17 protein-coding genes, 1 tRNA gene and 1 pseudogene are annotated in these 22,043 nt (G+C 67.4%); 13 read left to right on the top strand and 6 right to left on the bottom strand.

Going from position 1 to position 22,043, the window contains the following annotated elements:
• The first annotated feature begins 81 nt into the window (after window positions 1–81).
• The 8 genes from GV792_RS12705 (at window position 82) to GV792_RS12670 (ending at window position 8,475) form a co-directional block, all read left to right on the top strand.
• Window positions 82–1,239, top strand: coding sequence for a TauD/TfdA family dioxygenase (locus GV792_RS12705; RefSeq protein ID WP_309138529.1), 1,158 nt, complete (start codon window positions 82–84; stop codon window positions 1,237–1,239).
• Window positions 1,211–2,221: an ornithine cyclodeaminase family protein gene (locus GV792_RS12700; protein WP_175583016.1), complete on the top strand. Its 1,011-nt coding sequence runs from the start codon at window positions 1,211–1,213 to the stop codon at window positions 2,219–2,221. The genes GV792_RS12705 and GV792_RS12700 overlap by 29 nt, the downstream gene beginning before the upstream one ends.
• 374 nt (window positions 2,222–2,595) lie before the next feature.
• On the top strand, window positions 2,596–3,855 hold the full coding sequence (locus GV792_RS12695) for an alanine racemase (RefSeq protein ID WP_218579976.1): 1,260 nt from the start codon (window positions 2,596–2,598) through the stop codon (window positions 3,853–3,855).
• Between the two features lie 127 nt (window positions 3,856–3,982).
• The gene (locus GV792_RS12690; RefSeq protein ID WP_163824290.1) at window positions 3,983–5,017 is read left to right on the top strand and encodes a PLP-dependent cysteine synthase family protein; all 1,035 of its coding nucleotides are present in this window, start codon (window positions 3,983–3,985) and stop codon (window positions 5,015–5,017) included.
• A 139-nt stretch (window positions 5,018–5,156) separates the two neighbouring features.
• Window positions 5,157–6,560, top strand: a complete 1,404-nt coding sequence (locus GV792_RS12685; RefSeq protein WP_163824289.1) for an MATE family efflux transporter — start codon at window positions 5,157–5,159, stop codon at window positions 6,558–6,560.
• A gap of 172 nt (window positions 6,561–6,732) precedes the next feature.
• The gene (locus GV792_RS12680) at window positions 6,733–7,194 is read left to right on the top strand and encodes a flavodoxin domain-containing protein (RefSeq protein ID WP_163824288.1); all 462 of its coding nucleotides are present in this window, start codon (window positions 6,733–6,735) and stop codon (window positions 7,192–7,194) included.
• A 146-nt stretch (window positions 7,195–7,340) separates the two neighbouring features.
• On the top strand, window positions 7,341–7,823 hold the full coding sequence (locus tag GV792_RS12675) for a hypothetical protein (protein ID WP_163824287.1): 483 nt from the start codon (window positions 7,341–7,343) through the stop codon (window positions 7,821–7,823).
• A 76-nt stretch (window positions 7,824–7,899) separates the two neighbouring features.
• Window positions 7,900–8,475: a TerD family protein gene (locus GV792_RS12670; protein WP_163824286.1), complete on the top strand. Its 576-nt coding sequence runs from the start codon at window positions 7,900–7,902 to the stop codon at window positions 8,473–8,475.
• 50 nt (window positions 8,476–8,525) lie between these two features.
• On the opposite strand, the gene GV792_RS12665 is transcribed toward GV792_RS12670, so the two are convergent.
• The 5 genes and pseudogenes from GV792_RS12665 to GV792_RS12645 form a co-directional block, all read right to left on the bottom strand.
• The gene (locus GV792_RS12665) at window positions 8,526–10,724 is read right to left on the bottom strand and encodes an MMPL family transporter (protein ID WP_163824285.1); all 2,199 of its coding nucleotides are present in this window, start codon (window positions 10,722–10,724) and stop codon (window positions 8,526–8,528) included.
• A gap of 124 nt (window positions 10,725–10,848) precedes the next feature.
• Complete coding sequence (locus GV792_RS12660) at window positions 10,849–11,547, bottom strand: MazG family protein (RefSeq protein WP_163824352.1); 699 nt, start codon at window positions 11,545–11,547, stop codon at window positions 10,849–10,851.
• A gap of 35 nt (window positions 11,548–11,582) precedes the next feature.
• A complete protein-coding gene (gene mfd, locus GV792_RS12655; RefSeq protein ID WP_163824284.1) occupies window positions 11,583–15,197 on the bottom strand; it encodes a transcription-repair coupling factor in 3,615 nt (1,204 codons plus the stop codon).
• Between the two features lie 116 nt (window positions 15,198–15,313).
• A pseudogene (locus GV792_RS12650) lies at window positions 15,314–15,962 on the bottom strand (TetR family transcriptional regulator).
• Between the two features lie 181 nt (window positions 15,963–16,143).
• Window positions 16,144–16,758, bottom strand: coding sequence for a TetR/AcrR family transcriptional regulator (locus GV792_RS12645; protein ID WP_085996260.1), 615 nt, complete (start codon window positions 16,756–16,758; stop codon window positions 16,144–16,146).
• A gap of 270 nt (window positions 16,759–17,028) precedes the next feature.
• On the opposite strand from GV792_RS12645, the gene GV792_RS12640 reads away from it, so the two are divergent.
• The 5 genes from GV792_RS12640 (at window position 17,029) to GV792_RS29255 (ending at window position 20,924) form a co-directional block, all read left to right on the top strand.
• Window positions 17,029–17,099: transfer RNA gene (locus GV792_RS12640), tRNA-Gln, on the top strand.
• 171 nt (window positions 17,100–17,270) lie between these two features.
• Window positions 17,271–18,761: a bifunctional UDP-N-acetylglucosamine diphosphorylase/glucosamine-1-phosphate N-acetyltransferase GlmU gene (gene glmU, locus GV792_RS12635; RefSeq protein WP_163824283.1), complete on the top strand. Its 1,491-nt coding sequence runs from the start codon at window positions 17,271–17,273 to the stop codon at window positions 18,759–18,761.
• Window positions 18,758–19,738 (top strand): ribose-phosphate diphosphokinase, encoded by a 981-nt coding sequence (locus GV792_RS12630; RefSeq protein WP_163824282.1) that lies wholly within the window; start codon window positions 18,758–18,760, stop codon window positions 19,736–19,738. Before glmU ends, GV792_RS12630 begins: the two co-directional genes overlap by 4 nt.
• Before the next feature lie 103 nt (window positions 19,739–19,841).
• Complete coding sequence (locus GV792_RS12625; RefSeq protein WP_163824281.1) at window positions 19,842–20,102, top strand: hypothetical protein; 261 nt, start codon at window positions 19,842–19,844, stop codon at window positions 20,100–20,102.
• A 60-nt stretch (window positions 20,103–20,162) separates the two neighbouring features.
• Window positions 20,163–20,924 (top strand): DUF4190 domain-containing protein, encoded by a 762-nt coding sequence (locus GV792_RS29255; protein ID WP_175583015.1) that lies wholly within the window; start codon window positions 20,163–20,165, stop codon window positions 20,922–20,924.
• A 106-nt stretch (window positions 20,925–21,030) separates the two neighbouring features.
• Here GV792_RS29255 and egtD read toward each other — a convergent pair whose 3' ends face one another.
• Window positions 21,031–22,002, bottom strand: a complete 972-nt coding sequence (gene egtD, locus GV792_RS12615) for an L-histidine N(alpha)-methyltransferase (protein ID WP_163824280.1) — start codon at window positions 22,000–22,002, stop codon at window positions 21,031–21,033.
• Between the last annotated feature and the right edge of the window lie 41 nt (window positions 22,003–22,043).

Below are 22,043 nucleotides of genomic sequence, written 5' to 3'. Positions count from 1 at the left end.
TAGCTCGAGGGAAGCACTAGCTTCGCAGTTCGAATCGTCACCACTCGCTTTTCGACCCGATGCGAAGAAGGGAATACCCTGGTGAAAAGCGTTCTCCCCGAACGTAAGACGCTTCACCCCCAGATGATCGAACGACGCGAGCTCCCCCCCGCCGCCGGACGCGCGGTGCGCGAGCTGGCGCGTGCGATCTACGCCACACTCGGCCCCTCGGCGCACGGCGCTGCGCGCACGCTCTCCGCGCCCGCGCTCGTCGAGCAGGTCGAAACTCGCACCCATGAGTTACCCGCTGTGGTACGCCACGCCATGCGCGCGCCCGCGACCTCGGCAGGCGCGACGGTCGTCAGCCGGTTGCCGCTCGACGACGCCGAATGCGGTCCGACCCCGCCCAGCTGGCGCGAAGCCGCACTGTGGAGCGGGGATTCGAGTACGCAGTCGTGTTCGCTCGAACTCGATATCGTCATGCTGCTGCTGGCCAGGTCCGCCGGCGAACCGTTCGGCTGGCAGGGCCAGCAGGACGGACGGCTGGTCAACAACATCGTCCCCGCGGCAGGCCATGAGCACGAACAATCCGGCGCCAGCAGCAAAACCCTGCTCAGCCCGCACACAGAGGACGCCTTCCATCCCGGCCGTGCCCATTTACTGATGCTGTCGTGCCTGCGTAATCCCGACCGTGTCGGCACCACTGTTTCCTCGGTACGTCAGGTCGATGTGAGCGCGCGGCAACGGCGACTGCTGAGCACGCCGCTGCTGCCGATCCTGCCCGATGTCTCCTACGGCTGCGGCTACGATCGCGCGACCGCGACACCGGTGCCCACACTGTGGAGTTCCGGTGAAAACGGCTGCCGCACCGATGATCTGACCATGCGTTACGACCCCGCCTACACCCCGCTCGAGCACGCCGATCCCGAGTTCCGCGACGCCTACGCCCACCTCACCGACGAACTCGAACGCGTGTGCGTGACCGCCGCACTCGAGCCCGGCGAACTCCTGCTGGTGGACAACGACGTCGCCGTGCACGGCCGGGTGCCGTTCACCGCCCGCTACGACGGCACCGACCGCTGGCTCAAACGAGTGAACATCCGGTTACCCGAACGACGCCGCCGTAGCGCCGAGGCCGGAGAGAATGGATACGGACAGCACTTGGTCCGCCCATTCCGGGCGGCCGGACCGGAAACGGTTCCGGCGGATGTAGAGCGGGACGGCACAGCAGATGATCGAGGATCCTTTGAGCACGCGTGATCGAGCCACCCCACTGCGGGTGCTGAGCCGAAGCGATCTCGCCGACGTGCCGATCTCGCCGTCGGCCGTGGTGCGGGCGGTGGAAGACGCGTATCTCGCCTTCGCGGCGGGAGATTCGGACAATCCACGCAAGTTGAGCGTCGCCAACCCGGACGGCTGGTCGGTCTCCTACGCCATGCTCGGGCGCGACGGCAGGCGCCGGGTGGTCGCGATGAAGACCTCCTACAAGTTCGATCCAGGCCACGACCGCAGCACCAAGCGCTACTACACCACCATCACCCTCTACGACGACACCACAGGTGCGCCGATCGCGATGATGGACTGCGCGCGGGTCGGTGCGCTGCGCACGCCTGCCGTATCGGCGTTGCTCGTGCGCGAAACGGCGCGCCGCGACGCCGATACCGTGCTGCTCATAGGAACCGGAACCCAGGGCCGCAATGCCCTGCCGCACCTGCTCGCGGCGAACCCGGGACTGCGCAAGCTCATGCTGTACGGGACCCATCCCGAGGGCATCGAGGCCGTGCACCGGCATCTGGCCGAGCATCATCCGCACGCTATGCTGGAAACCGTCGCAGATCCACGTGAGGCCGCCGCTGCGGCGGACGTTGTGCTGGCGACGGCGGGTCCCGGTACCGAGGTCGCGCTCGAATCCGGTGATCTGAAGGCGGGTTCGGTCGCGGTGCTCGTAGGGTACGGGCTGGCACCCTCGACGCTCGGCGATGCCGACCGGGTGGTCGCCACCAGTGCGGCGCAGATGGCGGTGACCGGCACCGATATGGCAGGCCCGAACGGCGTACTGCGCAGTGTCGACGCCGAACTCCCGCAGATCCTCAGCCGGCGTGCGGTGGCACGGCGCTCGGACGAGGAGCGGATCTTCGTCTACAACAGCGGTCTGGTGCTCACCGATATCGCGGTCGCGCACGCCCTGGCCGAACGTGCCATCGCGGAGGGACGGGGCACGGAGGTTCCGCTGTGGGATTGATGGAGCTCGACCCTGCACACGCGGCCGCGGTGCCGATGCCACCCGGAGTACCTGCACCGCGCCCGATCGGCGCGGCGACCGACCAGCACCCGGGAACAACAGCAGCGAACCCGGCGGAGCAGACCACTACCGACCCTCTCTCGGCCGACCATCTCGGGTACCGCGACACAGCGACGAATTCGACTGGTACGCCAGGCGCCACAACACCGGCGAACCCGCCCCCTCGACTCATCGAGCCTCAGCAACAGGTGCCCGTCGAGCCGAACCCGGACATCGCTGACCGGCGCCTCGACATACCGAGATCGACCGGCACATCCGGCGGCATCACCGCAACGGCGCTGCCGGCTCACCGCGACGAGTGGGAACGGCGGGTGATGGCGGATCCGAACCTGCTGGGCGACATCGCCTTCGCGGTGGGTGGGCCGTTCCACCTGATGTACCCGGCTCGAGTCGCCCGCAATATCCGTGGCTTCCAGGAGGCGTTCACGCGGGCGGGCGTCGACGGGTTCGTGTACTTCGGCAAGAAGGCGAACAAGGCCGCGAGTGTGGTACGAGCCTGCGCGCAGCAGGGCGCGGGTGTCGACGTGGCGAGCACGCACGAGCTGACGGCAGCGCTGGCACAGGGCGTTCGCGGCGATGAGCTGATGGTGACCGGACCGGAGAAGTCCGATGACCTGCTGTGGCTGGCCGCCAGGCACGGCGCGCTGATCGCAGTGGACAGCATCGGCGAACTCGCGCGGATCGCCGCACTCGGCTTCGCCGTGCGGGTGCTGCTTCGGGTGCTTCCGCCCGCCTCGGCCAGCCGATTCGGGATGACCGACGCCGAACTCGAGCACGCCGTGGATGCTGCGACGGCCATGCCCTCGGTGCGGCTGGAGGGCTTCAGCTTCCACCTGTCCGGCTACGATCCGGTGCCACGCGCCGAACTGGCCGCCGACCTCGCCCGGCGCTGCCTGCACGCCCGGGCGCTCGGCCATCCGGCGAGCACGATCTCGATCGGCGGCGGATTCGGCGTCGACTATGTAGCGCCCGAAGCGTGGTCCGAGTTCACCGATGAAGCCAGCCGGCGCTGGTTCCACACCGGCAAGAAGTTCGACACCTACTACCCATACCACTGTGCCGAACCGGGTCCGGCCATGCTCACCGCGATCCTCGACAGTGACGGCTTGGCGGGCCGCCTGCGCGAGAACGGCATTCGCCTGGCCATCGAGCCGGGCCGGGCCCTGCTCGATCGCGCGGGCAGCACCGTGTTCCGGGTTCAGGGCAGCAAGACCCGGCTCGCCCACGGACACCCCTACCGCATCCTGACCGTCGACGGCAGCAGCCTGAGCCTGTCGGAGCAGTGGTTCGACAGCGAGTATCTGCCGGATCCGGTGCTCTGGCCGCCGGGAGCGGGCACGGTCACGCCTACTGCCGTCGGGGCCGCGACCTGTCTGGAATCCGACATGCTCAGCTGGCGCAGGATCCCGCTGCCACGTCCCGCCGAACCCGGCGACCTGCTCGTCTACCCGAACACCGCCGGATATCAGATGGACTCCAACGAGTCCGCGTTCCACGAATTACCGATCCCGCCGAAGGTGACGCTGCACGACGCGCCCGGCGGCGGGTACCGCTGGAAACTCGACACCGAGTGAGCGATCGGGGCGCGCAGGCACAGCAGCGTGACGCCTTCGCGCGCCCCGCAGAGCGAGACCCGCACATCCCGATACACATCAATTCCCCGGCACAGCTCCGGGCCAGCACCGACCGAGGAGACCTCCCATGCCGCTCGTCACGCGTGTGACGGACCTGATCGGCCGCACCCCGTTGTTCGAGCTGGCGGCCACCACGACCGGAACCAGGCTGCTACTCAAGCTCGAACAGTTCAATCCGACCGGTGCCGCCAAGATCCGGATGGCGCGCGAAATGGTGCTCGACGCCGAGCGAAGAGGTTTGCTGAACGATGGCGGGCATATCATCGAATCGACATCCGGCAACACCGGGCTCGGCCTGGCGGTGGTTGCCGCCGAACGCGGCTACCGCTTCACCGCGGTGGTCGACCACCACGCATGTAAGGACAAGCTGCGCGCGATGCGAGCAATGGGTGCGGAACTGGTGTTCGTCGCCGATGACGGTGACGACAACCTAGCCACCTCGGCACGGGAGGACCATGCCGAGGCGATGGCCGCCACGCAGGACGACGCGTACTTCACCGAACAGCACAACAACGACGCCAATGCGGTCGGCTACTACGCGGTGGCCGAAGAGTTGCTGGACGACGTCGAGCGCGTCGACATCCTGTTATCCGCGGTCGGCACCGGCGGTTCGCTGTTCGGCACCGCCGCCCGTCTGCGCCAGCTCGGGTGTGCGCCAAGGGTGATCGGCGTCGAGCCGGTCGGTTCGATCGCCTTCGGCGGGCCGGGCGGACCGTACTGGCAGTCCGGCACCGGCACACCGCCTGGCGCGACCATCGGCACCGCCGTGGATTATTCGCTGCTCGACGAGGGCGTCAAGGTCACCGATGTGGCCGCGTTCGCCACGGCGCGCGCTGTCGCAGCCGAACTCGGGCTGATGCTCGGCGGTTCGGCAGGAGGCTCGGTGCACGCCGCACTGACCAGGCTCGAGGAATTCCCGCCCGGATCCACCGTGGTCACCATTGTCTGCGATGGCGGGGAGAAGTATCTCGACACTGTGTTCGACGACGACTGGATGCGCGCCCGCGACCTGCTCGCCCCCGAAGCCGAAGCCGAAGTGCGCGAGATGCTCGCGCGCTACACCCCCGCGTCCCGCCGGGATCATCTGGTGGAGGCACGGTGAGCCGCCGGCACACTCACCCGACCTCGGCGGCGGGTCGAATGCCCGCCGAGGCGATCGCTCGGATCCGGAGCGGGACGGCCGGATCGTCAGCGGGAGCCGCATCGAGCCGGTCGGTGCGAGACCCGAACGGGGGTCGTCGGTGAACCTGTCCGACTTCCGTGCCGACGGCAAGCGGCTCACCACCCTCGCGACGCCGATCGCCATGACCCAGTTGGCACAGATCGCGGTCTCCACTACGAACATCGCCCTGATGGGCAGCCTAGGCGTGCGCCAGGTCGCGGCCGGCGGTTTGGCCATCGTGCTGTTCAACCAGATCCGCACCATGTGCGTCGGGCTGATCACGGGCAGCGGCAACCAGATCGCGTCGGCGGTCAGCGCGGCGGGTAAGCGCGGCGACTCCGCGGTGGGCGAGGTCCGTGATGTGGTGCGGTCCAGTTTCCTGATCGCGACCGTCGCCGGCTTGCTCGGCGGGGTCGCGCTGGTCGGGCTCGGCTGGTCGCTGCAATGGCTGGGCCAGGACACCGGTGTGCTCGCCGACGCACGACCGATGATGGTGGCGCTCGCGCCCGGTCTGCTGCCGTGTCTGTGGTTCCAGGTACTGCGGCAATACACCGTCGGTATGCAGCGTCCGCAAGCCCTGCTGCTGGTCACGTTGGGTTCGGTGGCGCTGAATCTGATGCTGGCGCTGGCCTTCATGCACGGCTGGGCCGGGCTGCCCGCACTCGGGCTCACCGGCATCGGTGTGGCGACCTCGCTGGTCTTCCTGCTCACCTTCGGCGTGTTCTGGGCGATGGTGCGCCGCGATGCGGAACTCAGCGCGGGACTGTCGCTGCGGCCGTGGCCCGTGCGGAGGGCGACGGTGCGGGCGGAATTGAAACTCGGCCTGCCGATCTCGCTCACCTACGGCTCCGAGGCGGGCATGTTCTCGGTGCTCGCGCTCGTCATGGGCAGTATCGGTCCGGCAGCACTGGCGGCGCACAACGTCGTTTACCAGATCATCTACATCGTGTTCCAGGTCGCGATCGGCCTCTCGCACGGTGCCTCGATCCTGGTCAGTCACGCCGTGGCCCGCGATGAGTTCGATCATGCGCGGGCATTGGCGTGGCTGGCATTGCGGCATGCCGCCGTGGTCGCCGCGGTCACCGGTATCGCGTATGTGGTGGTGCCGGATCTGGTGTTGCGTCCGTTCCTCGATCCGGCCGATACCGCGACCCTCGAGGTGGCACGGACTCTGCTGGCGATCGGCATCGTGCTGCAGTTCTTCGACGCCGCGCAGAACATCGGCACCGGGCTGCTGCGCGGCCTGAAGGCCACCAATGCCGGATTCCGTTTATCGCTGATCGGTTATTGGCTGGTCGGCCTGCCCACCGCCCTGCTGCTGGCGTTCCCTGCCGGTCTTGGCGCCGCGGGCGTGTGGTGGGGGCTGACCGCCGGACTGGCCGCGACGGCCATCCTCATGCTGCGGCGCTACTTCGCTCTGCTCGACACGGCCGCGCGGGAGCACCCTGGGATGCTGCCTCAGGCGCTGGGTACGCCCAGCTGACCCAACGCGCCCCGCCCGGACGCGCCGCTGGTGATCATCAACGCCGAAATGGGGCCGTGGCCGCCGCGGTGCCGGGCGGCGACCGAGGCATCACCCGAGCGCACGGCATTGCCCAGCAGCGGGCAGACACATTAGGCTAGCCTCACCAAACCCAGACTGGAGGAGAGTCGCCGTGCGCGTCGTCATTCTGTTCGGATCGGAGATGGGCACGGCCGAGGCCGCCGCCGACGTCATGGCCGATGAGCTCGCCGGCCATGACGTGTCGGTCTACGACATGACCGACTTCGATATCGACGATCTCGACGTGCGCGACTTCCACATCATCGTCTGCTCCACCTACGGCGACGGCGACCTGCCGACCGGCGCCGAACCGTTCTTCGACGCGGTGGACGCCCGCGGGCCGGACCTGACCGGCCTGCGTTTCGCGGTCTTCGGACTCGGCGATTCCGTCTACGGCGACACCTTCAACCGTGGCGGCGAGACCGCGGCGGAGAAGCTGACCGCATGCGGCGCGATGCAGGTGGGCGAACACGCACGCCACGACGCGTCCACCGAGATCAAGCCCAAGGACATGGCGCGCGAATGGGCGCGTGGCCTCACCATTACCGACGAGGCAGCGCTGACACCGGCCTGATCACGGTGTCCCTACCCGGCCGTATCGTCCGTGTGATCCGGTGTGCGGCCCGATCATCTCGAGCGGCTTGTCGGGGCCTGCCCGTAAACTGGGTTCCAGTGCGGCACAGCCCAGTCGCGCGCGCGTCGATTCATGAGGTGATGAACATGGCAGCCGGAGTCAGCCCCGCGCAGCATCAGGACCCCTCGACCGATCATCCCGAGCTGGCCGTACTGCCGGAGTGGCCGACCGAGACCATCGCCGTGCTGGTCACCACCGATCCGGCGCCGCATGCGATTCCGGTGTCCTGGCCCGTACGCGCGGGCGACCGGACCATTCTGCTGAGCTTGAAGTTCGATCGCGGTTCGCTTGCCCGACTACGGGTGCGCCCGGATGTGGCGCTGCTGATTCTCAGCGGTGGCAATGTCGCGCTGTGTGCGCGTGGCACCGCGAAGGTGATCGCGGAGGAAATGCCCGAGGCCACCGACTATGTAGCGGTGCGCATCGACGTCGCCGTGATCGACGACCATCGCCAGTCGGCATTCGCGGTGGACAAGGGCATTCAGCGCACCGTGCTCGACGACACCGAACTGCACGCGCTGGAAGGCCGGGTGGCGACGCTACGGTCATGGGCCGAGAGCGAGAACTGAACGACGGCAGCGATATCGGCCATTCGGCCATAATCGTGAGCAAGGGCGGAGCGTCAGCGCCGCGAGGAAGGGGAACATGAGCGTCACACTGGCCAAAGGCGGCAATGTCTCGCTATCCAAGCAGGCCCCGAATCTGACCAAGGTCACGGTCGCTCTCGGCTGGGATGTGCGGACGAGTACCGGCGCCGACTACGACCTGGACGCCAGCGCGCTGGCCACCGGTCCCGACCTGAAAGTGCTGTCGGACCTGCATTTCGTCTTCTACAACAACCTGCGCTCACCGGAGGGATCCATCGAGCACACCGGTGACAACCTCACCGGCGAAGGGGAAGGCGACGACGAGGTGATCAACGTCGATCTGGTAGCCACCCCGCCGACGATCACCAATATCTTCTTCCCGGTGTCCATCCACGAGGCCGATGCCCGCAGGCAGTCCTTCGGCCAGGTGCGCAACGCCTATATCCGGGTCCTCGACACCAGCACCGGCGCCGAACTAGCCCGTTATGACCTCAGCGAGGACGCCTCCACCGAGACCGCCATGGTCTTCGGCGAGCTCTACCGCCACCACGGTGAGTGGAAGTTCCGCGCCATCGGCCAGGGCTACGCCTCCGGGCTCGCAGGCATTGCGCGCGATTACGGCGTCAATATCTGATTCCACGTAAAACGGCGGGTGCGTGAGGATTTCACACACCCGCCGTCGCGCTATGCGCCGACCAGATCGCGGTCCGGTTCGCTGGTATCCGCACTCTCGCGAATACCGAAGCGGTCGTGCAACTTCCGCAGCGGTCCCGGCGCCCACCAGGTCCAGCGGCCACCGAGCTTCATGGTGGCGGGCAGCAGGAACCCGCGGATCAGGGTCGCATCGGCCAGCACGGCCAGCGGCAGACCGATTCCGAACGCCTTCATGAAGGTGATGTCGGAGACCAGGAAGCCGAGGAACACCACCGAGATGAGAACGGCGGCGGCGGTGACGATCCGGCCGATCCGCTCCAACCCGACCGCGACCGCGACGGTGCTGTCACCGGTGCGCTCGTATTCCTCGCGAATGCGCGACAACAGGAACACCTGGTAGTCCATGGCCAGACCGAACGCGACACCGAACAGCATGATCGGCACGGTCGAGGCCAGCGTCCCGGTGACGGTGAAGCCGAGCAGATCCGACAGATGTCCGTCCTGGAAGATCCAGACCAGCGCACCGAAGGTCGCCGTGAGACTCAGGCAGCTCAGCACGACCGCCACCACCGGGAGGAAGACGCTGCCGGTCAACAGGAACAGCAGGATCAGCATCATCGTCAGCACTACACCGAGCGCGATCGGCAGTCGTTCCATCAGCGCGTCGGTGGCATCGGCGCTCACCGCGGACACCCCGCCGACCAGCACCTGCGACGGCGCGTCGACGTCACGGATGGTGCCGACCAAATTCTCGAGCACCGTCGCGTCATCGGTCGAAGGCACCACCGACAGATACACCCCGTCACCGCCGGCGAATCGGGCATTGAGCTCGGTCGCCGGCGCGACCTGCGCACCTTCGGCGTAGCTGCCGCTGACGGTGTCGACCCGCTGCACCTCGGGCAGCGCCGACAACCGCTGCGCGTACTCCGGCACCCCCGAACCCCCCTGCGGCAGCACCACACTCAACGCGCTCTGCTCGCTGGTGTCGAAATCCGCGCGCACCGTTTCGGCCACCTGCCGCGACGAGGACGCCTCCGGCATCGACCGCTCATCCGGGTAGCCGAGCTTCAGACCGAGGAACGGTGCACCGAGGAACAGCAGCACCACCGTCACCGTGATCGCCACCGTCCCCGGCCTGCGCATGACGAACATCGCGAGCCGATGCCAGCGGCCTTCGTGCAGTTCCCGAGATTCGGTAGTGCGGCGGCGGATTCGCCACTTGTCGACGCGGGTGCCGAGTATCGCCAGTAGTGCGGGCAGCACGGTGAGCGAACTCAGTGCGGCGATCAGCGCCACCGCGATACCCGCATAGCCGACCGAACGCACCGCCAGCAGCGGGAAGAACACCAGTCCGGACAGTGCGACGGCCACGGTGACCGCGGAGAATGCCACGGTGCGTCCCGCGGAGTTCATGGTGTTGCGCAGCGCCTGCCCGGGTTCGACGCCGGCCTCGAGTTCCTCGCGATACCGGCTGACGATCAGCAGGCTGTAGTCGATCGCCAGACCCAGCCCGAGCAGCGTCACGACATTGATCGCCAGTGCGTTCAGATCCGTCACCCCGGCCAGCAACCACATCGCGCCCATGGTGAGCAGCACAGTCACCATCGCGACCGCCAGCGGCAGCAGTGCGGCCATCACACTGCCGAACACCAGCACCAGCGCGATCAGAGTGATCGGGAAGGCGATCGATTCACCGGTCACCGCGTCCTTCTCGGACTGCTCCACCATCTCGTGTTGCAGCATGGCGTAGCCGCCGACCTGCACGTCGAGACCATCGCGCAGACCCGAGTAGCGCGGTTCCAGGTCGACGAGCCGGTCCTCCACCGCATCGTCGTCGCCCAGAATCGTGGCCACCACCAGACCTTTGGCGCCGTCGGCACTGCGCAGCGCCGGCGGTTGCCCTGAGGTCCAGTAGGACGTAACACCGGTGACGGCGTCCTCCCCCGTCAGCCGCTGCACCAGCGCCGTCGCCGCCGCAGTCACCCCCACATCGTCGACCGAACCCGGCGCGTCCACCAGCAGGACCAGGTTCGGCTGACCCTGCCCGAACTGGTCGCGCAGCACCTCGGCCGCGACCCCGGACTCGGCGCCCGGATCGTTGAATCCGCCGCCCTTCAATTTGTCGAACAAGGTCGAACTGCCTGCTCCGGCCAGCATGAGCAGTACCGCGAAGAGAACAAGCACAGCGCGTCTGCGCCGCATGATGAGATCGATCATTCCCGCCGGCATCACTGCCTCCTAGTCGCGTCATTGCGGGTGGATACACGACTCGGACGAGACAGACAGCGCCGATGTGATGGCTTGGACCATGCCTGCGGCGCAGCTCACAGTGCCGGGACCAGCACGCGACCGATCAGCTGATGGCCGGCCAGTACCGGCGCCAGGCGGCGGCGTCGAGTGGCGCGCGGGCGCCGCGATCGGCTTCGGCGGCGTCTTCGGCGGCGCGAATGGCATCGGCGAACGCGAGCGTCGCCTTGCGCAGCCGTTCCTCGGCGCTGTCTCGACCGCCGAGGCGGACCATGCGCAAGGCAGGCGGAATCAGATCCTCCGGCAGGCCCGCTCGGTGACTGCGGTCCCTGACCTTCTCCGCCAAAGCCAGCGCGGGCTGAGCCATGGCGATGCCGTCGATGCAGGACCGGCGCGCCTTCTCCGCGGTCTTGCGCTCCTCCCACGCCTTCTCCTGAGCGGCGATCTTCTCCTCGACCCCGGCGTCGGGCGGCAGATGCGAGGCGCCGAGATGCGGGCTGCGGTTGATCAGCTTCGCGACCAGCGCTGCGGCCACATCATCGACGGTGAACTCCCCCGCCGCCTGGGCGATGCGGGAGTGGAACAGCACCTGCAGCAGCAGATCGCCGAGCTCCTCCTTGATGGTCTCGGCATCCTCGTGCTGGATGGCATCGAGCAGCTCGTAGGTCTCCTCGAGCAGGTAGGGGCGCAGCGAATCGTGGGTCTGGGTGGATTCCCAGCCACCGAAATGCCACAGCCGATCCATCACCTCGACCGCCTCGGCCAGCCCGGCAGCCAGCGTCGCGGTATCGGATTCCAGTCGCATCGCGTCGGGCACGGGCCGCGCATCGGGTGTCGGGGTCATCGGGCTGCCGAGACCTCGGTGGCGACAGTGAGGTCGACCGCTCCCTGCGCCTTACCGTCCAATGCCAACAGCAGGTCGGCGAGGTATTGCAGCAGCGGCACGTCGCGCAACCGGTCCGCACCGACACTGTCCTGAACCCGCGGCAACGGCACGCCGACCACGCCGCTTGCGGCCTTGTAGGTGGCGCTTGGGTAGATCCGCTTGAGCCGCAACTGCTTGGAATCGGGCAGGGTCAGCGGCGAGATCTTCACCGTGGTTCCGGTGACCGCGATCTCGGTGACGTCGTATTCGCGGGCAAGCAGCCGCAGTTTGGCCACCGACACCAGCCTGCCGACCTCCACCGGCAGCGAACCGTACCGGTCGACGAGCTCCTCCACCACGGCGGCCAACGCCGGATCGTCCTGTGCGGCGGCCAGTTTGCGGTATGCCTCGAGCCGCAGCCTATCGCTGGTGATGTAGTCGGGCGGAATGTGCGCATCCACCGGCAGATCGATGCGCACCTCCTTGGTCTCCTCGGTGGTGATCGGTTTGCCGTCCGCGGCCGCACGGTAGGCCTCGACCGCCTCACCGACCAGCCGGACATAGAGATCGAAACCGACGCCCGCAACGTGCCCGGACTGTTCGGCGCCGAGCACATTGCCCGCACCGCGAATCTCCAGATCCTTCATGGCGACGGCCATACCGGCACCGAGATCGGAGTTCTGCGCGATAGTGGCCAACCGGTCGTAGGCGGTTTCGGTGAGCGGCTTCTCCGGCGGGTACAGGAAGTACGCGTAACCGCGTTCGCGGCTGCGACCGACCCGGCCGCGCAGCTGATGCAGCTGCGACAGACCCAAGGTGTCGGCACGTTCCACGAGCAGGGTATTGGCGTTGGAGATGTCGAGACCGGTCTCGATGATGGTGGTGCACACCAGCACGTCGAACTCGCGCTGCCAGAAGCCCTGCACGGTGCTTTCGAGCGTGTCCTCGTTCATCTGCCCGTGCGCGACAACCACCCGCGCCTCCGGGACAAGATCACGAATGCGCTTGGCGGCCTTGTCGATCGAGGACACCCGGTTGTGCACGTAGAAGACCTGCCCGTCGCGCAGCAGCTCACGCCGGATGGCGGCGGTGACCTGCTTCTCGCTGTAGGCACCGACGTAGGTCAGCACCGGGTGACGTTCCTCCGGCGGGGTGAGGATGGTCGACATCTCCCTGATGCCCGCCAGGCTCATCTCCAGCGTGCGCGGAATCGGCGTCGCGGACATCGTGAGCACATCCACGTGGGTGCGCAGCGCCTTGATGTGTTCCTTGTGCTCCACACCGAATCGCTGTTCCTCGTCGACGATGACCAGGCCGAGGTCCTTCCAGCGCACCCCGGTCTGCAACAGCCGGTGGGTGCCGACGACGATGTCGACCTCACCGGCGGCCATGCCCTCGAGCACCTCACGCGATTCGGCGGGGTCGGTGAAACGCGACAGACCCTTGACCGTGACGGGGAAGCCCGCGACACGTTCGGTGAACGTCTGTAGATGCTGCTGAGCCAGCAGCGTCGTCGGGACCAGCACGACGACCTGCTTGCCGTCCTGCACCGCCTTGAACGCCGCACGTACCGCGATCTCGGTCTTGCCGTAGCCGACGTCACCGCACACGACCCGGTCCATCGGGACCGCCTTCTCCATATCCGATTTCACATCGGTGATGGCGGTCATCTGGTCGACGGTCTCGGTGAACGCGAACGCGTCTTCCATCTCCTGCTGCCACGGAGTGTCCGGGCCGAACGCGTGACCGGGCGCCGCCTGCCGCGCGGCGTAGAGCTGCACCAGCTCACCGGCGATCTCGCGCACCGCCTTGCGGGCCTTGCGCTTGGTGTTGGCCCAATCCGAGCCGCCGAGCTTCGACAGGCTCGGCATCTCGCCGCCGACATAACGCGACAGCTGGTCCAGTGACTCCATCGGCACGAACAGCCGGTCGCCCGGCTGGCCACGCTTACCGGGCGCGTACTCGATGACCAGGTACTCGCGACGGGCGCCGCCGACGGTTCGCTCGATCATCTCGACGAACCGGCCGATGCCGTGCTGATCGTGCACCACCATGTCGCCCGCGCTGAGTGCCAGCGGATCGACCTGGTTACGGCGTTTGGCCGGCAGTCGTTTGCCCTCGGTGGGTGCGGTGACCCGGTTGCCGGTCAGATCGGATTCGGCGACGACGACCAGGCCCGCGTCGTCGAAGATGATGCCGTCGTGCAGCGAACCGCACAGCACGCCCACCACACCGGCCTCGGGCTCACCACCGGCCTCCAGGGCGGCGGCGGGGACGTCAGCGTCGGCAAGGCGTTCCAGCACGCGCTGGGCGGTACCGTGACCGGCCACCACCACGACCGCGCGTCCACCGGTGGTGACGTGCGCGCGCAGCGACGCGAAGATGGTCGCGACCAGTTCTTCCGAACCCCGTGCGGCGGGCCCGGCCAGCACCGGAAGCACGACTTCGGCCGGATCACCCGAGGTCAGCGGGCTCAGCGTCCACCAAGGCAGATCCTCTTCGGTGGCGCTGTCGTGGATATCGGGCAGCGACCGGTAGGCAGAGGCGGCCAGATCGAGGCCGTGGCCGCCCAGCGGTGCGTCACCGCCGAACGAGGCAGCGGTCCAGGACGCCTCGAGAAATTCGGCGCCGGTGCGCATCAGGTCGGCGGCGCGGGTGCGGATCTTCTCCGGATCGCACAACAGCAGATGGGTGCCCTCGGGCAGTTCCTCGGTGAGCAAGCTCAGCTCGCCCGGCTGCAGTACCGGCAGCAGCGCCTCCATACCGTCGACGGGGATGCCCTGCGACAGCTTCTCCAGCATCTCCACCAGCGCCGCGTCGGCAGAATTCGCGGCCGCCACCTCGGCGGCGCGGTCACGGACGGCCTCGGTGAGCAGCAGTTCCCGGCAGGGCGGCGCGACCACGACATCGACGCTGAGTTCGGCAAGTGAGCGCTGATCGGCGACAGAGAACGGGCGCAGTTCGCTGACCTCGTCACCCCACATCTCCACGCGGACCGGATGATCAGCAGTCGGCGGGAAAACATCGAGGATGCCGCCGCGAACCGCGAACTCACCGCGTTTGCCGACCATGTCGACCCGGGTGTAGGCGAATTCGACCAGGCGAGTGAGCAATTCGTCGAAGTCGGTTTCGGTGCCGACCCGCAGCACGATCGGTTCGATCTCCCCGAGCCCCGACGCCATCGGCTGCATCAGCGACCGCACGGTGGTCACCACCACGCGCAGTGGTTCCGGAAACACCGGATCATCTGGATGCGCCAGCCTGCGCAGCACCGCGAGCCTGCGGCCGACGGTGTCGGCGCCGGGCGAGAGCCGCTCATGCGGCAGCGTCTCCCACGACGGGAACTGCGCGACGGCCTCACCCAGGATCTCGGTCAACTCGACGGTCAGGTCATCGGCCTCGCGCCCGGTGGCCGTCACCACAACGACGGGATTACTCGCCGCCAGCGTCCCCGCCACGAACGCGCGCACCGCGGCAGGTGCGACCAACTCCACCCGCGACGTGCCGACCAGGTCGGATACGGTCCGCAGCGCGATATCGGCGCCGGCCGCGGCGGCCAGGCCCGCCAGAGGTGGACGTGGGGCAGACATGCTCAACTCCTGAACGCGAACGGGCGAATCGACCGGCTGGTGCTATTTTGCCGCTCCTTCGTCGCGGCATGTTCGCGGCCCCCTCATGGCTCGCTTTTCGGCGCCAGCCGCCAAAATTACGGCACGTAGCGGCGGAGCCTGCGGGCGGCGAACTCGCGGAAGTAGGAGAGTTTGTCCGGGGGGGACGATGGAGGGCAGCAGGAAATACCAGGCGCGTTCCATCCTGGTGGCCATCTGGTCGATGGAATCGGTGCCGACCGCGACGATGTGCACACCGGTGGTGACGCCGTTCAGCAGCAGGCCGATGGTTTCCGGGTCGAGGTCGGCGTTCAGGTCGCCCTGCGCGATGGCGCGCTCGGCCAGCAGCCGGTAGGTCTCGCCCCAGGACTTGGCGATGTTGTCGCCCGCGGCGCCGCGGTAGTCACCGATCTGATGCGTCAGCTTGAGCATCGCGCCAACCATCGGATCGTTCATCGATAGGTCGGCCACCACGTAGGTGATACCGATACACGCCTCCAGGGCGGGCACCCGGGGATCGAAGAAACCCTGGCACGAGCTCACCAGGCGCTCATTGCCCTGGTCGACGACGGCGCGCGCCAGCTCTTCCTTCGAACCGAAGTGAAAGTACAAGGCGCCCTTGGTCACATTGGACTGCGCGATGATCTCGCTCAGGCTCGCGTTCGCATAGCCCAAGCGCAGAAAGACATCGGCCGCGCCCGCGAGGACGGAGTCGCGGGTGATCTCCGCGCGCGCTTGCCTAGCCATCAGATCCGCCTGTCATCCCAAAACCAGCCATCCTGAAGTAGACCGACATCCCGAATTTGACCGACATACCGCCCGAACAGCACCCAAAGGATGGGTGAACCGTACCACCAGCGCGCCCCGCACCAACCGATTCGAGCATGTGGTGCAAGCTCGTTCGCAATTCACCGGTTAACTCTCCCAGTCAGTTCTCGGTCCCGGCCGGCCACTCCGAACTGAGCTGTGGATCGGCCTCGAGGTGCCTGAGACCGTTCCAGCACAGGTTGACCAGATGCGCCGCGACCACCTCCTTGGAGGGAGTGCGCTCATCCAGCCACCAGGTCGCCGCCGTCGACACCATGCCGACGAGCGCCTGCGCGTAGAGGGTGGCCAGGCTGGTGTCGAGATCACGGCGTTCGAAATCGCCGGCGAGGATGTGCGCGACCTGGTTGACGGCCTCGTTGAGCAGGCTCGAATAGCGGCCGTCGCCGGTTTGCGGCAGCTGATCGCGGACCAGGATGCGGAACCCGTCGGTGCGCTGCTCGATATAGGTGAGCAGCGCAAGCGCCACCTGCTCGAGCCGGACCCTCGAGCGATTCTGGGTCAGCGAGGAGGTGATCATGTCCAGCAACATCGACATCTCACGGTCGACGACGACGGCGTAAAGCCCCTCTTTACCGCCGAAATGTTCGTAGACCACAGGCTTGGACACCTGGGCGCGCTGGGCGATCTCCTCGATGGACGTCGCGTCGTAGCCGCGCTCGGCGAACAACGCGCGACCGATTTCGATCAGCTGCTGGCGCCGCTGCGTGCCCGTCATCCGCGGACGCGCGGGTGATGCGGTGCGGCGCGATTTGTCGGCGTGACCGCCTGCCCGCGGATTCTCGCCGGTCGTGGGTGTCTCGTGCATTGGCCTCCCTACCTACGCCGGCGTAACGGTCTTGGACAACTGTTCCAGACAGCTCGGGCGGTGGCGCAGTCGGGCGCGCGAATTACGCGCACGGTTCGACGGATCCGAGGTCGGCATGCGAGTATCGTTGCCGTGCCGAAGCGCACTGGCGGGCGCGTTTGTGTTCCGTCGATGCGACAATCCGCCGTAGTGTAATGGCAGCACCTCTGATTTTGGTTCAGATAGTTCAGGTTCGAGTCCTGGCGGCGGAGCACGCGAGCACAGCGCAACAACTCGCGGGTACGGTGTCCAGCGCACAGGTGCGGTGACCGGCCGATGGCACGGTGGCCTGCTACGGACACGGTGCCGGCTCATGGGCAGTGTGAGCAGCGTGGGCCCGCACGCGTTGGACCAGCACGATGACAGGTAGCCGAGGGAGATTCATGCCACAGCAGACCGCCGTCGTCGTTCTCGCAGCCGGTGCCGGGACACGAATGCGGTCGAAGACCCCCAAGGTATTGCATTCGCTGGCCGGCCGCAGCATGCTCGCGCACGCGCTGCATGCGGCGAACGAGATCGACCCCGCGTATCTGATCACGGTGGTCGGGCACGACCGGGAACAGGTCGGCGCCGCAGTCGCGGCGGTGGCCACCGAACAGGCCCGCGAGATCATTCCGGCCGTGCAGGAGCAGCAGCTCGGCACCGGCCACGCCGTGCAGTGCGGATTGACCGCATTGCCCGCCGACTTCACCGGTGACGTGCTCGTCACCTCCGCCGACGTACCGCTACTGGACGGGCATACGCTCTCGGCTCTGCTCGACGAGCACCGCAGCTACGCCGACCGCCCCGCGGTAACGGTGCTGACCTTCGTCCCCGAGGACCCGAACGGCTACGGCCGGATCGTGCGCGAGGCCGACGGCCAGGTCGTCGAGATCGTCGAGCACGCCGACGCCACCCCGGAACAGGCCCAGATCAACGAGGTCAACTCCGGTGTGTACGCCTTCGACGTCACGGTGCTGCGCACCATGCTCGGCAGGCTGTCCACCGCCAACGCCCAGCATGAGCTCTACCTGACCGATGTGCTGCGGCTGGCCCACGAAGCGGGCCATCCCGTGCAGGGCGCCCGCCTGGTCGACGCCGCCAAGGTCACCGGAGTCAACGACCGGGTACAGCTGGCCGCGGCCGCCCGCACGCTGAACCGCTACATCGTGGAACGGCATATGCGTGCCGGGGTGACTGTCATCGATCCGGCCACCACCTGGGTGGATGCCGGGGTGCGGATCGGCCGCGACGTCGTGCTGCGGCCCGGTGTCCAGCTGCTCGGCAATACCGTCGTCGGCGAGGACGCCGAGGTCGGACCGGACTCCACACTCACCGATGTGATCGTCGGCGACGGCGCCAAGGTGGTCCGCACCCACGGTGAGGGCGCGGTGATCGGGCCCGCGGCGACCATCGGACCGTTCAGCTACCTGCGGCCGGGTACCGTGCTCGGCGAGTCGGGCAAGCTCGGTGCGTTCGTCGAGACCAAGAACGCCGACATCGGTGCGCATTCCAAGGTGCCGCATCTGACCTACGTCGGTGACGCGACCATCGGCGAGCACAGCAACATCGGCGCGTCCAGCGTTTTCGTGAACTACGACGGGGTGAACAAACACCACACGACAGTCGGTTCACATGTGCGTACGGGTAGCGACACGATGTTCGTCGCACCCATCACCGTGGGTGACGGCGCGTATTCGGCGGCGGGTACTGTACTGCGCAGAAACGTTCCGCCGGGGGCGCTCGCCGTGTCGGGTGGACCACAGCGCAATATTGAGAACTGGGTGCAGCGGTATCGTCCCGGAACCGCTGCGGCGCGCGCGGCGGCGGAAGCCATCGCGGAAAACGAGATGTCGAGTCAGGCAATCGAGCTAAAGGATGGCAAACAGCAGTGACCGCGTCATGGATCGACAACCAGAAGAACCTGATGCTCTTCGCCGGACGTTCGCATCCTGAGCTGGCCGAACAGGTCGCCAAGGAACTCGATGTCCACGTCACGCCCCAGACCGCGCGCGATTTCGCCAATGGCGAGATCTTCGTTCGCTTCGAGGAGTCGGTGCGTGGTTCCGACGCCTTCGTCCTGCAGAGCTTCCCCGCGCCGCTGAACGAGTGGCTGATGGAACAGCTCATCATGATCGACGCGCTCAAGCGCGGTTCGGCCAAGCGGATCACCGCGGTTCTGCCGTTCTACCCGTACGCGCGCCAGGACAAGAAGCACCGCGGCCGTGAGCCCATCTCGGCTCGTCTGGTCGCCGACCTGCTCAAGACCGCGGGCGCGGACCGCATCATCACCGTCGACCTGCACACCGATCAGATCCAGGGTTTCTTCGACGGCCCGGTCGACCACATGCACGCCCAGCTTCAGCTGGCCGAGTACGTCCGGTCGAACTACAGCCTCGAGCACATCACCGTCGTCTCCCCTGACTCCGGCCGCGTGCGCGTCGCCGAGAAGTGGGCGGACTCGCTCGGTGGGTCGCCGCTGGCGTTCATCCACAAGACCCGCGACCCGCTGGTGCCCAACCAGGTCAAGTCCAACCGCGTGGTCGGTGAGGTCGAGGGCCGCACTTGCATCCTGATCGACGACATGATCGACACCGGTGGCACCATCGCCGGCGCGGTCAGCGTGCTGAAGGAAGCCGGTGCCGGCGACGTGGTGATCGCCGCGACCCACGGTGTGCTGAGCTCGCCTGCCGCCGAGCGGCTGGCCGCCTGCGGCGCCAAGGAGGTCGTGGTGACCAACACCCTGCCGATCACCGAGGACAAGAAGTTCCCGCAGCTGACCGTGCTGTCCATCGCACCGCTGCTGGCCCGCACCATCCGCGAGGTGTTCGAGAACGGCTCGGTGACGGGTCTGTTCAACGGCAACGCGTAGTTTCCCCAGCCTCTCGGCGGGCCCGGACCACTCGGTCCGGGCCCGCCATTTTTGTTGCTCCGGTTCCCGCGCTCGGCAGGCCGTTCGGCGCATACTGGCTGGTATGGACCGTGACCCGTTGGATGAGGACATGGGGGACGACGAGCAGGCAGACGAGATCCGCGCCTACGAGAGCGTCATCGAGAATCCGCCCGAAGACCTGCGGATCCGCAATCGCGCCGGCGATGACGACGGACGCCTCGGCATCGAGGAGGAACTCGACCAGGAATGGACACCGCGGCGTCGCGCCGCCGAGATCGCCGACGATGACGATCGGCCCGCCGAGGTCGCCGCCATGGAGATCGTGGACGAACCCGACCAGTAGACCGCTACCTGCTCCACCGCCGTACCCGAAACGCCTGATCGGACGAATGAGGAGAGCGCTATGAGCACGCCGCAGCAACCGCAGGAACCCGGCAGCGGGGACCAGCCGCAGGACGGGGAGCCCCGCGCCACGCCACCGGACCGGGAGCCGGAGACCCCCGAGCAGGCGAGCCAGGCGGGTGAGGTGACCGGATCGGCGCCGGGCGAGGGTGCCGGGACGGAACCGCCGGGGCTACAGAAGCCCACCGGCGGCACGGCAGGCCCCGGTGGTGAGGTGCCCGAACAGGCGTGGCGCGCGGAGCCATCGGAGAGCGCGGAGGGGCAGGCGTGGAGCGCGCAGCCCGGTGGCGTGCAGTCGACGTCCGGGCAGCCCCCATCAGGTGATCAGTGGACCGGCGGGGAGCAACCGTATGGTCAGCAGTACCCGGCGGGACAACCGGGCGGCGACCAGTGGGGTGGCGGGCCGACCGGGGAGCCGGGCTATCCCGAAGGCGGCGCCTACCCACCCGCCGCGGGACCAGGAGGCGAAGCGGGCGGTGGATTCCCTTCGTACCCGCAGCAGTCCTTCCAGCCCTACGAGGCCGAACCGCAGCGTTCCGGCACGCAGGTGTTCTCCATCATCGGATTCGTCTGCGCGGGCATCTGCCTGCTGTTCTGCCCGATTCTGTTCGGTCCGGCAGGCATCATCCTCGGCATCATCGGCCACAACAAGGGCGAACCGTTGGGTAAGTGGGCGGCGATCGCGGCGGGTGTGGCGATGGCGATCGGGTTGATCCTCACCTTCGCCTTCTTCAACGCCGATATCGTCCCGGAACAGGACTGATCCGGGTACCGCCCCCGATCCCGCCGCCCTGGCCGCGGAACTCGTCCCCGGCGGTCCCGTACCAGGTGCGAGGCACCTGCTCACCGGATCGGACCTCGGTCCGCACTCAGCTGCGTGTGGCCAAGACCAGCGTGAAGCGGGTATCCGGGTCGGTCCACGCCTTGTCAAGGGTGAAACCGGCTGCGGACAGTTCGGTATCGAGGCCCTCGAGCCGGAACTTGGCCGAGATCTCGGTGCGCATCTGCTCCCCACGCGCGAAGTCGACCACGAGATCGAGGTCGGCCACCGTCACTCGCATATCCTCGATGGCTTCGAGCCGCATCTCGATCCATTCGTGTTCGGCGTCCCAGAGCGCGATGTGGCGGAACTTGTCCGGATCGAAGTCCGCCGAGAGCCTCGCATTGAGGACGTGCAGCACATTGCGGTTGAACTCGGCTGTCACCCCGGCGACATCGTCGTAGGCAGGCACCAGGATCGCGGGATCGATCACCAGACCCGCACCGAGCAGCAGATGTTCGCCGGGTTCGAGGACATCGTGGATATCGGTGAGGAATTCGGCGCGCTCGGCGGGGACGAGATTGCCGATGGTGCCGCCGAGGAACGCGATCATCCGGCGTCCGCCTCGCGGCAGATTGTGCAGGGTATCGGTGAAGTCGCTGACCACGCCGTGCACCGTGAGTCCGGGGAATTCGTCTGCGACCTCGGCAGCGGCTGCCCGCAACGCCGCGGACGAGACATCCTGCGGCACGTAGGTTTTCAGCGGAGCCTCGGCGCTGAGCGCCGTTAGCAGCAGCCGGGTCTTTGCGGCCGAGCCCGCACCGAGTTCCACCAGCACCTCGGCCTGCGCCGCGCGAGCGATCTCGGCGACCACCCGTTCCAGCAGAGCGCGTTCGGTGCGGGTCGGGTAGTACTCGGGCAGTTGGGTGATCTGCTCGAACAGCTCGCTACCGCGGGCATCGTAGAACCATTTGGGCGGCAGCCACTTCGGGTCGGCGGTGAGCCCGTGCCTGGCGTCCGCGCGCAGCGCCGCGGTGAGGTCGTCGTCGGTGAGATGGATTTCCAGCGTTGGTGCGGTCATTGCGGAATCCTTGTCGTCGAGGGGTTGGCCCGGTGTCATGC

The sequence above is a fragment of the Nocardia cyriacigeorgica genome (assembly GCF_010868145.1).
GTDB classification, from domain to species: domain Bacteria; phylum Actinomycetota; class Actinomycetes; order Mycobacteriales; family Mycobacteriaceae; genus Nocardia; species Nocardia cyriacigeorgica_D.
This window is presented reverse-complemented; position numbering and strand designations above follow the sequence as displayed.

What these genes read in the sequence shown, in the direction of transcription:
- GV792_RS12700 (WP_175583016.1), top strand. Translation starts at nt 1,211, where the DNA reads ATGATCGAGGATCCTTTGAGCACGCGTGATCGAGCCACCCCACTGCGG.
- GV792_RS12695 (WP_218579976.1), top strand. Translation starts at nt 2,596, where the DNA reads ATGGCGGATCCGAACCTGCTGGGCGACATCGCCTTCGCGGTGGGTGGG.
- GV792_RS12690 (WP_163824290.1), top strand. Translation starts at nt 3,983, where the DNA reads ATGCCGCTCGTCACGCGTGTGACGGACCTGATCGGCCGCACCCCGTTG.
- GV792_RS12675 (WP_163824287.1), top strand. Translation starts at nt 7,341, where the DNA reads ATGGCAGCCGGAGTCAGCCCCGCGCAGCATCAGGACCCCTCGACCGAT.
- GV792_RS12670 (WP_163824286.1), top strand. Translation starts at nt 7,900, where the DNA reads ATGAGCGTCACACTGGCCAAAGGCGGCAATGTCTCGCTATCCAAGCAG.
- GV792_RS12665 (WP_163824285.1), bottom strand. Translation starts at nt 10,724, where the DNA reads ATGCCGGCGGGAATGATCGATCTCATCATGCGGCGCAGACGCGCTGTG.
- GV792_RS12660 (WP_163824352.1), bottom strand. Translation starts at nt 11,547, where the DNA reads ATGCGACTGGAATCCGATACCGCGACGCTGGCTGCCGGGCTGGCCGAG.
- mfd (WP_163824284.1), bottom strand. Translation starts at nt 15,197, where the DNA reads ATGTCTGCCCCACGTCCACCTCTGGCGGGCCTGGCCGCCGCGGCCGGC.
- GV792_RS12645 (WP_085996260.1), bottom strand. Translation starts at nt 16,758, where the DNA reads ATGACGGGCACGCAGCGGCGCCAGCAGCTGATCGAAATCGGTCGCGCG.
- glmU (WP_163824283.1), top strand. Translation starts at nt 17,271, where the DNA reads ATGCCACAGCAGACCGCCGTCGTCGTTCTCGCAGCCGGTGCCGGGACA.
- GV792_RS12625 (WP_163824281.1), top strand. Translation starts at nt 19,842, where the DNA reads ATGGACCGTGACCCGTTGGATGAGGACATGGGGGACGACGAGCAGGCA.
- GV792_RS29255 (WP_175583015.1), top strand. Translation starts at nt 20,163, where the DNA reads ATGAGCACGCCGCAGCAACCGCAGGAACCCGGCAGCGGGGACCAGCCG.
- egtD (WP_163824280.1), bottom strand. Translation starts at nt 22,002, where the DNA reads ATGACCGCACCAACGCTGGAAATCCATCTCACCGACGACGACCTCACC.